This is a genomic window from Cytobacillus kochii (genome assembly GCF_020171845.1).
GTDB lineage: Bacteria > Bacillota > Bacilli > Bacillales > Cytobacillaceae > Cytobacillus > Cytobacillus kochii.
This window is the reverse complement of the sequence record NZ_JAIVAM010000012.1, coordinates 87,066-101,974: the sequence shown is the minus strand read 5'-3', so window position 1 is coordinate 101,974 and position 14,909 is coordinate 87,066. Positions and strand designations below refer to the sequence as shown.

The following is a 14,909-nucleotide window of genomic DNA, read 5'->3' as shown; positions in this document are numbered from 1 at the left end:
GAGCACATGGCTAAAACGGAAGAAAATAATAGTAAGGAAATCGACCATCTCAACTCTATGCTTGCAGCTGTAATGAATTATTTAACAGATGAAACAGTTGAGGAGATAGACTTTGATTATCTTCTTGATTCTACTGAAGGACTGAGACAGTGGTGGAATGAGTATGAAGAAAGACATAAGAAGGAAATTGCAAAAGAAATTAAACAATCTTTAGAGGGTTTATCTTTAAAAGAATTACAGCAAATCAAAAAACAAATCACACCTTAAAGTCTTCACAGTAAAAGTGGAGGCTTCTTTTTTTATATATGTAATAAAATTATTTAACATTATTTTTGTAATTAAGAAGCAATTAGTTGTTTTCAACATACGTCTCTGATAATATTTTTTACAGTTCTATACTTTATACATAATGTGAAGGGGAAAAATATGCTTACATTGTTCGTTGGCATTACAATGATACTTATTTACGGCTTAACTTGTTACTATATTGGCTTTAATACATGGCGTTGGTTAAGTAAAACTTTTTCTTTTCGATTCAAAAAAACATTTATCGTGGTTGTTTTTCTTCTTGCAATATCATTTTTTGTTGGATTTGCGATTCATCTGCCGGTCATTGAATGGATTGGTGGATATTGGCTTGTCATTGTTAGCTATGGTATTCTCCTATTACCGATTATCAATTTGCTTTATTTTATTTCAAAGAAAAATGCTAAATTTTTCACTTACTCAGGTTGGGCGATTGTTGCGTTTTTTACGTTTGTCTTTGTATATGGTACATATAATGCATGGACTCCGATTGTGAGAGACTATCAAATAACAATCGATCAACCGACAGAAGCAAAAGAAGGGAAGTTAAAGGTTTTATTAGCGGCAGATTTGCATCTGGGTACGATTATAGGAAATAATCATCTTGAAAAGTTGGTGAAAATAGCGAACCAGGAGAAACCTGATATTATTCTTATACCTGGTGATATTATTAATGATGATATTACCCCATATGTAGAACAGGAAATGAATAAAACGATGGCAAAACTAGAAGCCCCACTTGGTGTTTTTGCTTCTCCTGGTAACCATGATTATTATGGTGGTGATAATGAACAGTTGAAAAAGGAATTAAATGATATCGGTATTCATTATTTAATGGATGAAGCAGAAATTGTAAATGACCAATTTGTAGTAATTGGCAGAGAGGATTTAACGAACCCAAATAGAAAAACCATAGAGGAACTTATTGCTACGAATAAAACAAAAGATTTACCCGTTATTGTATTAGATCATCAGCCTCATGAGATTACAGAAGCACAAGTGGCTGGAGCAGATGTGATATTATCTGGTCATACACATAGGGGGCAGTTATTTCCAGCAAATTTAATTACTGAGAAATTGTTCGAGAATGATTGGGGTTATATGCAAAAAGAGCAATTACATTCTTTTACTACTTCAGGATTCGGATTATGGGGGCCAACACTACGTATAGGATCTCAATCAGAAGTAATGATCATTGAAATAGATTTTCGATAAAAAACCATCTCCAGAGATAATGCTGGAGATGGTTTTCCTATGTTTGTCTATTTAAATAAATTCAGGAGGAATATCATTTAATTTGGTTACTTTCCCATATATCATACTCACCGCTGCCATTACAGCTTGCACAGTAGTAGGCATCGTCGTCCATAAACATATATTCTTGACCAGCAAAATATTGAAATCCCTTTCCACGACAATCAGGGCATTTTTCGAGATCTTTCATCTTCTCTACGTGATTAGCATATCTTGTTTCACGCCACTCGTTAAAAGCATTGAGTAATCCCATGAAAGTCCCTCCTTACTTTTTCTACTAGTTTGCATCAAAGTGTGGAGAGATATACCTACTTTATTTTTTAAATGTGTCTTCACAATTAGAAGTAATCTTTCTCTTTTTAGTAGTCCAAACAAGAAGTGTGGGTAATAAGAAACCACGAACAACAAAAGTATCCAGTAAGATACCAATAGCCATCGTCATTCCGAAAAGATATAATTCCTGTAGAGGTTGTGTGATAAGCACTGCAAAAGTTGCTGCTAATATAACCCCTGCAGACGAGATGACCCCACCTGTTAGCGTCACTCCTTCTTTCACAGCTTGAATCCATTCAACTTCTTGTGCTCTTTCCTTAATTCTTGCTAGCAACATAATATTATAATCAATTCCAAGGGCTACCATAAAAACAAATGTATAGACGGGTATTCGATAGCTGATGGCATCTAGCCCTAGTAAGTATTTAAATATCAACCAACTGAAGCCTAATGAGGCAAAATAAGATAGTAAAATAGTTGCTACCATAAGGAACGCCAATTTAAATGATTTGGTTTGAATTAATAGTAGCCCTATCAGCAGTAGGGTAACAAGTGTTATCAAAACGATAGTATCCCGTTGATTCATCGATTGGATATCAACTAATTTAGCCGTTTGTCCGATTAAATATAGTTGAGTTTCTTCAGAATCAAAACCAGCATTTTTCATTAACTCATCTTTTTGTTGCAACAAGCTTTCCACCGTATCCATACTCGATTGTTCATAAGGGTGATCATCTAGTATAATTTGAAAGGAAAAACTATTTAGAGAATTTGATTGAAAACCTTTTGGTAATGATACTTGTTCAGATACCATCTCATCTGTAATGGAAGGCGAAATAGTTGATATTCCTTCTGTTTCTTCTATACTTTTTGCCAACGCCTGCAAACTTGCTACATTTTCTCCAACATTGTTTGTCGCAATTTGATCTTGATGTACTAACACTGTTAACGGCGCTAATTGTCCGGCTGGATAGTTCTCTTCTAAGATTTCGAAACCTACACGTGAGGATAAATCTTCGGGAAACGATTTTAATAAATTATAAGAAGGACTAATCGTGCTGAATTGATAAGCACTAAGCCCAAAAATAATTAATAGTAAAACAGCCATTCTTTTTGGGTATGTCACAATCAATTGACTAGCTTTTTCCCAAAACGGATGCTTATTAGTATCTGCTGCATCCATTTGAGGAATAAATGGCCAAAAGGCTTTTCTTCCAAATAAGGCAAACATGCTGGGAATCAAGGTTAAACCTGCTAATAAGATTAATATGACAGCTACAGCAAACACTGGTGCAAAATGATTATAGGGCTTAAAAACAGTAAAAAATAATGTCAGCATTGCCATTAAAATAGTACCGCCACTAAAGAAAATAGGCTCAGCTAAATGTGTAGCCGCATGGTGCATCGCTTCATAATGAGAAGGATATTTCTTCAATTCACTTCGATACCTAGAAAAAATAAAAAGACTATAATCAGTTATGACAGCAAATAGAAGGACGAGCATAATAGAGATACTGGCACTATCGACAGTAAACCAATCCCATTTTCCTGCTATACCAAGGATGCGGTCAATCACACCATATGCGATTAAGGCAATTATTACTGGTATGATTGCAATGATTGGTGAACGGTAAATAACCATCAGTAAAAAGAATATTAGTAAGATGGTTGTAATCATAAGCACAAAGTCTGCATTTTTAAAAAGGGTCACTGTATCAGCGGATATACCTGCTGGTCCTGTTATTTCGAACTGAATATCTGTTGCTCCCATTCGTGTGAATTGTCTACGTAAAGAGTCAAATGCCTGATTAGCGACATCAGAATCTATATTTTCTTTTAAAGATGCATTTATAATTAAAGTGGATTGATCTTTAGAAAACATTTGATTTTGTATAGATTCATTAAATTGATGAAAAGGGAGGGCAGAAGAAAATGCTTCTGGCTTGTCATCAGTTGTTAACCAATCACTAAAAGAAGTAATTTTTTCTCGATCTTCAACTTTAAGACCACCTTCACGGTGGAAAACGAGTAAAGCAGTTAATCCATCATCTGATGGATATTCTTCTTCATATAAGTCTTGAGCGATTTCTGATGGCATTTTGCCAGATATACTGCTTTCACTACTATTTGAAGCATATTCTTTCGAACCAGGTGCAGTAAAACTTAATAGGATCATAATGACGATCCAAAAGAATATGACCCATTTAGCTCCTTTTTTACTGCTGGAAAATTGCACGATTTTTTTTAATGATTTCATTATTCGTTTCATCTCCTTCAAAATCAATCCTATCTAGCTAATTTGAACGGAGAATGAACATTAGATGACATTTGATTTAGCCTAAGCCAACGTAAGCAAAGAAAATAAAAAAACATGTTAGATTATTTAACAAAATAGATGCAGAACGAAAAGAATCATAATATAGTAAGTATATGATCCTAAGCCCCACTTGGGAGGAAGCCTGATAACTATTGTTATCAGGCTTTTTTTGATCGTTGTGGTTACCGTCTGAAAAATTTAGTCATTTTAGAAATGAAATGATGGAAATATGACAATTTTGATAGTGGGGAAGTTCTCTTATGAGAATGAAGAAAAAATTAATTATATGCCTACATGAATCCAAACGCGAAGATGAGCTTAACCGAGGTAAAACAACGTGTTCTGAATAGAAGGAATGAACGAATGATTTTTATTACAAAGTAGAATATATAACGCTCGTTTAATATGTTATATCGAATTTTCTTAAATTAAATGCTATGTAATTGTTGATCCACAGCGGATAATACTTCTCCAATCTTCCTCTCATTAATGACTAAGTCAGCATAATGATCGAGATCGGTTGATTCTTCATTAATGATTATTAACTTTGCTCCTGCTTCTTTTGCGATTAAAGGAAATTGATTGGCTGGAGCTACAGAAAGAGAGGAACCTAAAACAATAAAAAGATCGCAGGATGAAGAGAGATGTGACGCATCTTCGAAAGCTTTATTTGGTAACTGCTCACCGAATAGTACGATAGAGGGTCTTATCTTACCACCACAGTGACATTTGATTTGTTGCTTTATAAAATCGTCTCTATCCTTTGTCTCCCCACAGCTTTGACAGTGAAATCTTTTTAAAGTACCGTGCAGTTCTGCTACATGTGTAGAACCTGCTTCTTGATGTAGACCATCAACATTTTGCGTAATAATACCTTCAATTAACCCTTGTTTTTCCCATTGTGCAAGAATGCTATGCCCTTTATGAGGCTTTACAAGCTGTACACTGTTCACTCTTTCTTGATAAAATTGCATAAAATCACTGAGCTGATTGTTCAATGCGTCAATACTAGCTAATTGCTTTGGGTCGAATTGCTTCCATAATCCTGTAGATGAGCGGAAATCTGGTAAACCACTTTCTGTAGACATACCAGCCCCGGTAAAAACAACTGTTGCATGTGCATTTTTCAGCCACTTTGTTAACATATCCAATTTCATCTCCGCCTTTCATTACTTTTTATTATTATAGACAATCAAGTATCGAAGGAAAAGAAATTCAGACTATGGCTAGTTTTTAGATGATGTTATTTGATATTAACTATAGCGTTTGTTTAAAAATTTGATGATATAATGGCCATACACACCACAGATTAATCAATGTGAAAGCTTCATAAGAGTTAATAGATTGGGGGATTTGTAAAATGATAAAAACAATTGATATTACTGACTTTGAGTCAGCTCAAGAGGTGTTCTCCATTCAAATCGCAGCATATAAAATAGAAGCTTCGATTATTGGTTCATATGATTTACCCCCATTAAAAGAGACAATAGAAACGCTGCAAAATTGTGGGGAAACTTTTTTTGGTTATTACAGCGAAGAACGGTTATATGGGGTTATATCAATCGAAATTGATAGGCATGTGATAGAGGTTTGTCGTTTAGTGGTCCACCCAATCTTTTTTAAAAAGGGCGTTGCACAAGCACTATTAAACTTTATTGAGGATGAAAACAAGTCAAAAAAACTGAAGGTTTCGACAGCAACTAAAAATACACCAGCAGTCAATTTTTATAAAAAAAATCGTTTTCAATTGGTGGACGAGAAGATAGTAAGTGAGCATATTACTTTGGCTTTTTTTGAAAAAAGCGAGAAAAAGCTTGATAGATAAAACGAGTTTGAAATTGAAAACTAATAAAGTCGCCCACCGAGCAGACTTTGTCACTAGGTGGGCTACAAGGCGAAGCAAACTGGTTTTAGCGGGAAAGAAATTTTTATTCGTTAATATCTTATGATATCAGGACAAGTATGTGCATCATACGAATAAAAAAATACGAAAAATCGGTATGTAAAACAATAAGAAAGGGATTGAACAATGTTCAATCCCTATTTCAAAAGGGGGGGAATTTGTTTATGTCCTAGCTGTATTATTAATATACACATAAAATATGAATAACCTATGAACGCAAGATGAAAAAAACGTTAACTTTTTGGAGGGGGAAAAGAATGACAACGATTTGTTTGATTAGACATGGAGAAACCGATTGGAATGCTGCGAGAAGAATTCAAGGTAGAACGGATATTATGCTAAACGAAAAAGGAAAGCAACAAGCGAAGCAATGTGGAAACTATTTTTCTGGAACGGATGCAGATGTAATGATTGTAAGTCCCTTGAAAAGAGCCCGACAAACAGCAGAAATTATAAATGAGAAGCTGCAATTACCCATTGTTATCATGGATGAATTTATTGAAAGATGTTTTGGAGAAGCAGAGGGAATGACTTATGAAGAAAGAAAAGAGCGGTTTCCATCACATAATATCCCGGGGTATGAAAGTGATAAAATATTAATGGAAAGAATAAAAATCGGTTTATCAACCATTCATTATCAATATCCTTATAAAAAAGTCCTTCTTGTTGCACATGGTTCGGTGATTGGCACACTACTAAATCATTATTCAAAAGGTGAAATTCACCAAAAAAGAGACAGGTTATTAAATGGTTGCATTAATACAATTACTTTAAATAAAAAAGACTGGCTCATAAAAGAATATAATATAACCCATCATCTATATGATTGAAATGACTTTGAAAAGGATATAAACCTTAAATAAAAATAGTTGTTCATTTTTCGAAAGAAATCTTGCTTAGTCTCGCTATAATTATAGTAGCGATTAACCGAAATAAAGGAGGGGGCAACTATGGTTATAGGCGAGGAAAAGGCAAGGGAGTTTTATCAAGCTTTAGTTGACAGAAATCCAAAATATGATGGTATTTTCTTTGTAGGCATAAAAACAACCGGTATCTTTTGTCACGCGACCTGTTCGGCAAGAAAGCCTAAGTATGAGAATTGTGAATTCTTCTTAACTGCAGAGGAAGCATTATTAGCAGGATATCGCCCTTGCAAGCGGTGCACACCATTATTCTATCCAAATAGTATTCCTAAAGAAATTGAGAAATTAGTTGTAGCCGTTGAGGCAAGCCCGGAAAAAAGATGGAAGGAAGCAGATTTTCGAGAAATTGGTATCCATTCGGCAACTGCCAGAAGAAAGTTTAAAGAAATTTATGGTATGACATTTGTGCAGTACGCCCGCTCAAGAAGAATGGGTATCGCCTTTAAAGAAATATTAAATGGAAAAAAAGTCATAGATCAACAAGTATCACTCGGGTATGATTCATCGAGTGCGTTTAATGATGCATTCTCAAAGATTATCGGTAGATCACCTAAGAGAGCTTCTTTATCGATATTATATGCAAATATTTTATCAACACCTCTAGGGCGGATGATCAGTATTAGTGATGAAAAGTATTTATATTTATTGGAATTTGTTGATAGACGTGGACTTGAAAAAGAGATAGAAAACTTAAGAAACAAGCAAAATGCGCGAATTCTACCAGGGTATACAACGATTAATAGAAACCTAGAAGAGCAGCTCAAGCTTTATTATGCTAAACAACTTCGACAATTTACAATCCCTCTTTTCCTTCAAGGAACTCCTTTTCAACTGGAAGTATGGTCTCTTTTGCAAAAGATTCCTTATGGACAAACTGTATCTTATCAGGATATTGGTCAGCTATTAGGAAGTAGCAATTACGTGAGGGCTGTCGGAAATGCGAACGGAGCCAATCAAATAGCCATTATAATACCGTGTCATCGCGTGATTAAAGCAGACGGTAAATTAGGTGGGTATGGCGGAGGAATAGAAAGGAAGGAGCATCTTTTACGTCTAGAGACCGAGAGTGAAATAAAATGAGTAACTGATTGGATATTTTTCTATTCACAAAAGAAATTTACGTAAATTTTTAAAAAATTCTCGGATTTCCCTCAAATTTGATTCATTTTAGTGTATTATCGGAATTGATAAGGAATTTTTCCTTAATGATTTGATAGAGGGAGAGATCATTATGACCGTTTCTTTTAAAGGCGAAGCAAAAGAAATAGCTACTGAATTAACACTGTTTAGACGTGAGCTTCATGAGTATCCAGAGCTAAGTGGCGAAGAAGTACAAACATCTTCGAAAATACAACAGAAATTAAACGATTATCAAATACCATATCAAACTGGTTTTGCTAAAACTGGTATTCTAGCAATTATTAAAGGGGCAAAACAGGGACCGACAGTATGTTTAAGAGCGGATATTGATGCCCTACCGATTGAAGAACAAAGTGGTGTCTCTTATTCTTCGAAAGTAAAAGGTGTGATGCATGCTTGTGGTCACGATAGCCATGCAGCAATGTTATTAGGAGCTGGAATTATTTTAAATAAACATAAAGGCAGCATATCCGGCACAATCTTGCTCTTATTTCAACCAGCGGAAGAAAAGTCTCCAATAGGTGGAGCGAAAATCATGATGGAAGATGGTGTATTTGATGAATATAAACCGTCTGTTATTATTGGTCAGCATGTATGGCCAGACCTTCCGCCAGGTCAAATAGGAGTTAGACCGGGACCAATGATGGGTAACTCTGATCGATTTTCTTTGAAAATCACTGGTTCAGGCGGGCATGCAAGTATGCCCCATACGACAATAGATGCAATTATTATAGCGAATCAAGTAATTACAATGTTGCAAACGATCGTAAGCCGAAACATTGATCCGCTAGAATCGGCGGTAGTCACAGTTGGTAAGGTGTCTGGCGGTGTTGCCCATAACGTCATTGCGGAAGAAGTAATTATTGAAGGTACAGTAAGGACTTTAACAGATAAGGTAAAAACACAAGTGAAGAATCGTTTTCATCAAATCGTAACAGACACTGTTAAGGCGCTAGGTGGACGTGTCGAAATCACATACCTTGATGGTTATCCTTCCACAGTAAACACTCCGGAATGGGCTGAAAGAGTAAAGGAAACAGCGGCAAAATTTATAGGTAAGGAAAATGTCCCAGAAGTCGCACCCTCAATGGCAGGAGAGGATTTTGGCCGCTTTTTAAAAGAATATCCAGGTGTATATTATTGGCTAGGTTGTTCAATAGGAAATAATCAAAAGCCGCTTCACAACCCTTCTTTTCAACTTGATGAAAACATTTTGCCGATCGGTATGGAATTAATGGCTCAAGTTGCCATTGATACAATTGAACAATTACAAAGTAAGGGTTTATAGGAGGAATTTTTTTCAATGGAAGCATTCATAAAAGACATCACCCCGTATTTAACTAAAATGAGAAGAATGTTTCATGCATATCCAGAGGTAGCGTGGACAGAGTATGTGACAACTGCAAAAATTGCTGAAGAGATAGAAAAGCTTGATTTTGAAGTAGAGATGGGACAAGCGATTCTCCATCCACATACAAGAATGGGGTTGCCAACAGAAGATCAGATAGAAAAAGAAGAACAAAGAGCGATGGAAGCGGGCATAAATAAAGCGTATTTATATTTAATGAAAGGTGCTTTTACCGGACTTAAAGCTTATTTCGACACTGGTCGAAAAGGAAAACATATTGTTCTACGATTTGATATTGATGCCCTGCCGATTAATGAAGCAGAGGATGAAGCACATTTTCCTTTTGTGCATGGGTTTCATAGTAACAGAGCGGGCTATATGCATGCGTGCGGTCATGATGGGCATACCGCCATTGGTTTAGGTGTGGCGCATTTTATTCATGAAAATCGCCATCAATTAAACGGCCGTTTCACCTTGTTATTTCAACCTGGAGAAGAAGGTGGACGAGGGGCAAAGCCGATGGTGGATAAAGGCTTGTTAGATGATGCCGATGTCTTTTTAAGCGGACATATAGGCATCCACTCATTAAACATTGGTGACATCGTTGCAACAACAGATCAGTTCTTAGCGAGTACCAAGATAAACGTTGAATACTTTGGCAAATCAGCACATGCTGGATTAGAGCCAAATGAAGGCAGGAATGCTCTATTAGCCGCTGCAGCCTCTTCATTACATTTAAATGGTATTACGAGACACGCAGGTGGTGCGACGCGCATCAATATAGGAACACTAGAGGCTGGAAGTGGCCGAAATATCATTGCTGATTATGCGAAAATGCAATTAGAAACCCGAGGTGCTTCAACTGAACTTAATGAAGAGTACATGGTCCTCGAAGCCATGAGAATTATTCAAGCCAGTGCAGCACTATATGATGTCACAACAAATGTTGAAATCGTTGGGCAAGCGCCAAGTGCAGAGTATCAAGAAGAATGGGTGGATTTTATTAATGAGGCAGTGAAAGCCAGTACAAATATTAAAAATGTGATCCCAAAATTACCTCTAGGGGCTTCTGAAGACGCTGCCTTTATGTTAGAGAAGGTGAGGAATAATGGGGGAGCGGCGAACTATATGTTATTTGGAACACCGCTCGCTGCTGGACATCATCATCCATGTTTTGATTATGATGAAAAGGTACTGCCTATCGCCGTTGAATCAATTTGTCGTGTGATTTTAGGATGGCAATAAGTTAAAAAGAACGAACCTTAACCAGTCATGTTAAAATAAGGCTATATTGTTTAATTTGTTGGAGGCAGGTGCGTTGGATGAAAATTCGAGTGGGGGTTATTGGACCAAAGGATTCAGTTAAAATGATTATAGATACAGGGGCGGACTACGGCGAACTTCACTTTATTCCCTTTGTGTATGAATCGACTGAAGAAACTGAGCAAATTATTATTAGAAATAGAGAATGGGTTGATCAGTGGCTTTTTTCAGGACAGGCGCCATATTTTTATGCATTATCCAAGAAAGTGATCACAAAAAAAGAAGCGAGTTATATTCCTTTAAGTGGTGCGAGCCTGCTTGCTGTCTTAGTAAAGGTTTTTTTAGATAGCGATCAAGTGCAAAAGCGTTTTAGCTTGGACACTATTCAAGAAGAAGAAATGGATAGAGGACTCGATCCGTTAGTGAGGAATCGAGTCCTTTTCCAGATGAATTCTTACGATGGATATATGCCGGCTGAAGAAATTATTGCTTTTCATAAAGAATTATATGAAAGTAACAAAGTCGATGTGGCTATTACTTGTTTGAATAAGGTGTATAAAGAATTAACGAAGATGAATATCCCAACTTATCGCATTGAGCAATCTGAACTAACGGTCAGACGTTCTTTAGAAACGATTAAAGAAAAGGGGCAAGCATCATGGTACCGGAAATCACAGCTTGTCATTATTGGTGTCGAACGCATCGTTGCTTCTTCTGAAAGTGAAGAAAGAAGGCGATCCTTCCGGTTAAAGCATCAAGAACTAGAACTAAAAAAAGTCTTGCTTGACGTTGGTGAACAAATGAATGGTTCAATAGTCCAGATGGATGATGGCGTTCACTATATTTTTACTACACGAGGAGAACTTGAGCTATTTATGCGAGACCAATCGATGTTGACGATCAGTGAAGAGATTTTTGTTCATAGTCGGTTACGTGTTCGCATAGGTGTAGGCTTTGGATTAACGGTATTAGAGGCTGAGGAAAATGTGAGCATGGCTTTCTCTCATGCTCGTGAATTTAAGGGTCCTATCGTTATCTCTGTTAATGAAGAAAAAGAATTAACGATTATTAATAATGAAAGAGAAGAAATAAGTTTCCATTCAAGGATTTACGGAAATGATTGGGAAAAAATATTTAAAGATGCAGGTATAAGTAGTAAGGTTGTTGCAAAAATTGAGTCTTTATCATTACATTATCAAAAAAATAAGATCACTTCTCAAGATTTATCTCATTGGCTAAAAAGCACTGATCGCAACGCAAGAAGAATCTTGATGGAGATGGAAAAGATAGGTTTAGCTGAAATTATTGGAGAAGAGACAGGTCATAGAGGGAGACCACGAAAAATTTACCAATTAAACTTTAATCAGTTTGCCAAACAATAAAAAATAAATCCGTATGATTTGAACCTAAACACTAGAAATATCACTTATTTCCAGTTGTTTAGGTTTTTATTATCGTTTAAGTTAAATAACACCTAACAAAAGGCGAACATTGAGAATGATTATCAACCATATAATCCCTATATATTCTTTTATTTGTAAATAAAAATGATATTTATTAGAAAATTACTAAAAAAGACAAAAAAGATTAAAAAAAGACTATTCACAATATAAATGTGATGATATAATAACGGAAATGTTAAGGAATAGTTCCGTTATTAAAGGAGTGGATAATGTATGAAAGTAGAACATGAAGTCAAACAGTCAAGAGTAATGACTGGATTCTTAAATGGAATTGAAAAACTAGGTAACAAATTACCTGATCCATTTTTCATTTTTGCATTTTTGGCAATAGTTGTTATTATCGCGTCAGCAATCATTAATTCTTTAAATGTAACTGTCGTTCATCCAGGAACTTCAGAAGAGCTAGCAATTAAAAGTTTACTATCAGGTGAAGGAATTCAGTTTATTTTAACTGAAATGCTCAGTAACTTTACTGGCTTTGCTCCGCTAGGTTTAGTACTCGCTATGATGCTAGGAGTAGGTCTTGCTGATAAAGTTGGACTACTTGAAGCTGCGATTAAAAAAACCATGTTAAGTACGCCAAAATCATTAGTCACTTATGCAGTTTTTTTTGTTGGAATTTTAGGTAATATTGCTTCCGATGCTGCATTTGTCTTAATACCTCCTTTAGCCGCAATGATATTTTACACAGTGGGAAGACACCCGTTAGCGGGTTTAGCTGCAGGTTTTGCTGGGGTAGGAGCAGGTTTTACGGCTAATATTATTGTTGGTGGAACAGATGCACTGTTAGCAGGTATTACTTCTGAAGCTGCTAAAGCAGTAGACCCTAGTATATCAGTATCGCCTGTTGATAATTGGTATTTTATGTCAGTTTCTGTCGTTATTTTAACACTTATCGGTGGCTTGATAACTGAGAGAATTATAGAACCAAGGTTAGGAAAATATGATGGAGAATTAAAGAAAGAGTTTGAACCAGTTACTCAATTAGAGTCAAAGGCTTTAAAAAATAGTGTCATAGCAGGTGTAATTTATTTAATTGTGTTATTCACAGCACTTTTTTGGCCAAATTCGCCTTTAAGGAATGAAGAAGGTGGTATTATACCTTCAACATTTTTAAGTGGAATTATTCCGATCATACTATTATTCTTTATTGTAATGGGTACCGCATATGGGGTAACTGTTAAGAAGATTCAAAAATCTACTGACATACCAAAGTTTATGGGTTCAGCAATGAAAGATATGTCCGGTTATATTGTGTTGATTTTCGCAGCTTCTCAATTTATTGCTTATTTTAACTGGAGTAATTTAGGGACTTTAATTGCAGTAAGAGGAGCGGATTTACTTACCTCATTAAATTTGACTGGTTGGTTTGTTATTATTCTATTTGTATTTTTTACAGCGGGATTAAATTTATTAATATTTAGTGGCTCTGCTCAATGGGCGCTGCAAGCACCAATCTTTGTCCCAATGTTTATGTTATTAGGTTTTAACCCGGCTTTTGTACAAGTAGCCTATAGAATTGCTGATTCTTCTACTAATGTCATAACTCCTTTGAATCCGTATATATTAATTATTCTTGCTTATATGAAAGAATATGATAAAAAGGCAGGCTTAGGGACATTAATTTCAATGATGTTACCATACTCAATCGCCTTCCTTTTTACATGGGTCATCTTGCTTGTATTATTTGGTTTACTTGGTATTCCGTTTGGTCCAGGGGTGGGAATGTTTCTCTAATATTTTATTAATGCTAAATGATTAAAGTAGAATGACTCTCGCTTTCTGAGTGAGAGTCATTTTGTCTTTTGCATAAAAATCTTATTAGGAAAAGTATAAAAGAAGCTATAATTGTTAATATAGACATGTTATTTTGGAGTTCAAATCAGTTATTCTTTTAATATTTTGTCTTACTATTACCCAAAAATTTAGTAAGAGGGTGGGTTTATTAATGGTTAGTTTCAGAGATATACACCATGATGGTAATTTAATAGCAGAGAAAGCCAACTTTGATCACTATGGCACAAAACAGTTCTATTTTAAATATGATGCAAACTTTATTCAATTTAAAATAAATCCTAGTTTGCAAGATTTTCAACTGGCACAGAGGTATTTAGAAGACTATCAGAAAGAGCATAAACAAGAACATTTGAAGTTTTATTTACCAGCAGACGAAATGATTAAAGAGGATGTTTTATTATACCTTTATCAACAATTTTATACGATCGGGTGTCAGGAGTTATATGAAATTAAACCTCTTCAATTTATCTATAAAGATAGAAAGAACGAAATCGTGGTTGAGGAAGTGACAAATGATAATTTACGAGAATATCTACTATTGCAGGGAAACTTTGATCAAGATTATGGTGAGGAATATGTGAATCTTAATAGAAGCATGCATTCCTATCATTATAATGCAAAAGATACGTTACAGTTACTCGCATATGATCATGGTGTGCCAGCAGGTTCATTACAAGTATTTTTTAATAAGTGTACAGCTGAAATTGATAATGTAGGTGTGTTACCAGCTCACCGATTAAAGGGGATTGCTGCAAGTTTGCAATATGAAGTAATGAAACGATTTAGCAATCATAGGGTTATACTTGTAGCCGACAGCAATGACACGCCAAAGGATATGTATCGCAAACAAGGGTATAAAAAAGTGAGTTTTCGCTATGAAGTAATGAAGTTATTATAAGTAGTAGTTTTTTTAGATTAAACA

The 14,909-nt window shown here is 35.4% G+C and carries 13 protein-coding genes; 10 read left to right on the top strand and 3 right to left on the bottom strand.

Annotated elements, in window-relative coordinates; all coding sequences use genetic code 11:
• Window positions 1-6 precede the first annotated feature (6 nt).
• Together LCM23_RS19415 and LCM23_RS19410 are read left to right on the top strand one after the other, a co-directional pair.
• The gene (locus tag LCM23_RS19415) at window positions 7-267 is read left to right on the top strand and encodes a hypothetical protein (RefSeq protein ID WP_224938409.1); all 261 of its coding nucleotides are present in this window, start codon (window positions 7-9) and stop codon (window positions 265-267) included.
• Between the two features lie 159 nt (window positions 268-426).
• Window positions 427-1,521: a metallophosphoesterase gene (locus tag LCM23_RS19410; protein ID WP_224938408.1), complete on the top strand. Its 1,095-nt coding sequence runs from the start codon at window positions 427-429 to the stop codon at window positions 1,519-1,521.
• 73 nt (window positions 1,522-1,594) lie between these two features.
• Here the strand turns inward: LCM23_RS19410 and LCM23_RS19405 are convergent, their stop codons facing one another.
• From LCM23_RS19405 to LCM23_RS19395, 3 genes are all read right to left on the bottom strand, one after another.
• On the bottom strand, window positions 1,595-1,813 hold the full coding sequence (locus LCM23_RS19405; RefSeq protein ID WP_095373037.1) for a methionine aminopeptidase: 219 nt from the start codon (window positions 1,811-1,813) through the stop codon (window positions 1,595-1,597).
• A 60-nt stretch (window positions 1,814-1,873) separates the two neighbouring features.
• Window positions 1,874-4,090 (bottom strand): MMPL family transporter, encoded by a 2,217-nt coding sequence (locus tag LCM23_RS19400; protein ID WP_224938407.1) that lies wholly within the window; start codon window positions 4,088-4,090, stop codon window positions 1,874-1,876.
• Between the two features lie 488 nt (window positions 4,091-4,578).
• Window positions 4,579-5,295, bottom strand: a complete 717-nt coding sequence (locus LCM23_RS19395; protein ID WP_224938504.1) for an NAD-dependent protein deacylase — start codon at window positions 5,293-5,295, stop codon at window positions 4,579-4,581.
• A gap of 215 nt (window positions 5,296-5,510) precedes the next feature.
• Between LCM23_RS19395 and LCM23_RS19390 the strand changes: the two genes are divergently transcribed.
• The 8 genes from LCM23_RS19390 (at window position 5,511) to LCM23_RS19355 (ending at window position 14,885) form a co-directional block, all read left to right on the top strand.
• Complete coding sequence (locus tag LCM23_RS19390; protein ID WP_224938406.1) at window positions 5,511-5,975, top strand: GNAT family N-acetyltransferase; 465 nt, start codon at window positions 5,511-5,513, stop codon at window positions 5,973-5,975.
• A 335-nt stretch (window positions 5,976-6,310) separates the two neighbouring features.
• Window positions 6,311-6,883 (top strand): histidine phosphatase family protein, encoded by a 573-nt coding sequence (locus tag LCM23_RS19385; protein WP_224938405.1) that lies wholly within the window; start codon window positions 6,311-6,313, stop codon window positions 6,881-6,883.
• A 120-nt stretch (window positions 6,884-7,003) separates the two neighbouring features.
• The gene (locus LCM23_RS19380) at window positions 7,004-8,056 is read left to right on the top strand and encodes a bifunctional transcriptional activator/DNA repair enzyme AdaA (protein ID WP_224938404.1); all 1,053 of its coding nucleotides are present in this window, start codon (window positions 7,004-7,006) and stop codon (window positions 8,054-8,056) included.
• 151 nt (window positions 8,057-8,207) lie between these two features.
• Window positions 8,208-9,404 (top strand): M20 metallopeptidase family protein, encoded by a 1,197-nt coding sequence (locus tag LCM23_RS19375; RefSeq protein WP_224938403.1) that lies wholly within the window; start codon window positions 8,208-8,210, stop codon window positions 9,402-9,404.
• A 15-nt stretch (window positions 9,405-9,419) separates the two neighbouring features.
• Window positions 9,420-10,709 carry an amidohydrolase gene (locus tag LCM23_RS19370; protein ID WP_224938402.1) on the top strand — a complete coding sequence of 430 codons (1,290 nt, stop codon included), beginning with the start codon at window positions 9,420-9,422 and terminating at the stop codon, window positions 10,707-10,709.
• 77 nt (window positions 10,710-10,786) lie between these two features.
• Window positions 10,787-12,109 (top strand): hypothetical protein, encoded by a 1,323-nt coding sequence (locus LCM23_RS19365; RefSeq protein WP_224938401.1) that lies wholly within the window; start codon window positions 10,787-10,789, stop codon window positions 12,107-12,109.
• A gap of 294 nt (window positions 12,110-12,403) precedes the next feature.
• Window positions 12,404-13,927, top strand: coding sequence for an AbgT family transporter (locus LCM23_RS19360; protein WP_224938400.1), 1,524 nt, complete (start codon window positions 12,404-12,406; stop codon window positions 13,925-13,927).
• Window positions 13,928-14,138: 211 nt separating this feature from the next.
• Complete coding sequence (locus LCM23_RS19355; protein ID WP_224938399.1) at window positions 14,139-14,885, top strand: GNAT family N-acetyltransferase; 747 nt, start codon at window positions 14,139-14,141, stop codon at window positions 14,883-14,885.
• Window positions 14,886-14,909: the final 24 nt, after the last annotated feature.

Excerpts from the sequence above, each read along its gene's own strand:
- LCM23_RS19415 (WP_224938409.1), top strand. The coding sequence starts at position 7 with ATGGCTAAAACGGAAGAAAATAATAGTAAGGAAATCGACCATCTCAAC.
- LCM23_RS19410 (WP_224938408.1), top strand. The coding sequence starts at position 427 with ATGCTTACATTGTTCGTTGGCATTACAATGATACTTATTTACGGCTTA.
- LCM23_RS19405 (WP_095373037.1), bottom strand. The coding sequence starts at position 1,813 with ATGGGATTACTCAATGCTTTTAACGAGTGGCGTGAAACAAGATATGCT.
- LCM23_RS19400 (WP_224938407.1), bottom strand. The coding sequence starts at position 4,090 with ATGAAATCATTAAAAAAAATCGTGCAATTTTCCAGCAGTAAAAAAGGA.
- LCM23_RS19395 (WP_224938504.1), bottom strand. The coding sequence starts at position 5,295 with ATGTTAACAAAGTGGCTGAAAAATGCACATGCAACAGTTGTTTTTACC.
- LCM23_RS19390 (WP_224938406.1), top strand. The coding sequence starts at position 5,511 with ATGATAAAAACAATTGATATTACTGACTTTGAGTCAGCTCAAGAGGTG.
- LCM23_RS19385 (WP_224938405.1), top strand. The coding sequence starts at position 6,311 with ATGACAACGATTTGTTTGATTAGACATGGAGAAACCGATTGGAATGCT.
- LCM23_RS19380 (WP_224938404.1), top strand. The coding sequence starts at position 7,004 with ATGGTTATAGGCGAGGAAAAGGCAAGGGAGTTTTATCAAGCTTTAGTT.
- LCM23_RS19375 (WP_224938403.1), top strand. The coding sequence starts at position 8,208 with ATGACCGTTTCTTTTAAAGGCGAAGCAAAAGAAATAGCTACTGAATTA.
- LCM23_RS19370 (WP_224938402.1), top strand. The coding sequence starts at position 9,420 with ATGGAAGCATTCATAAAAGACATCACCCCGTATTTAACTAAAATGAGA.
- LCM23_RS19365 (WP_224938401.1), top strand. The coding sequence starts at position 10,787 with ATGAAAATTCGAGTGGGGGTTATTGGACCAAAGGATTCAGTTAAAATG.
- LCM23_RS19360 (WP_224938400.1), top strand. The coding sequence starts at position 12,404 with ATGAAAGTAGAACATGAAGTCAAACAGTCAAGAGTAATGACTGGATTC.
- LCM23_RS19355 (WP_224938399.1), top strand. The coding sequence starts at position 14,139 with ATGGTTAGTTTCAGAGATATACACCATGATGGTAATTTAATAGCAGAG.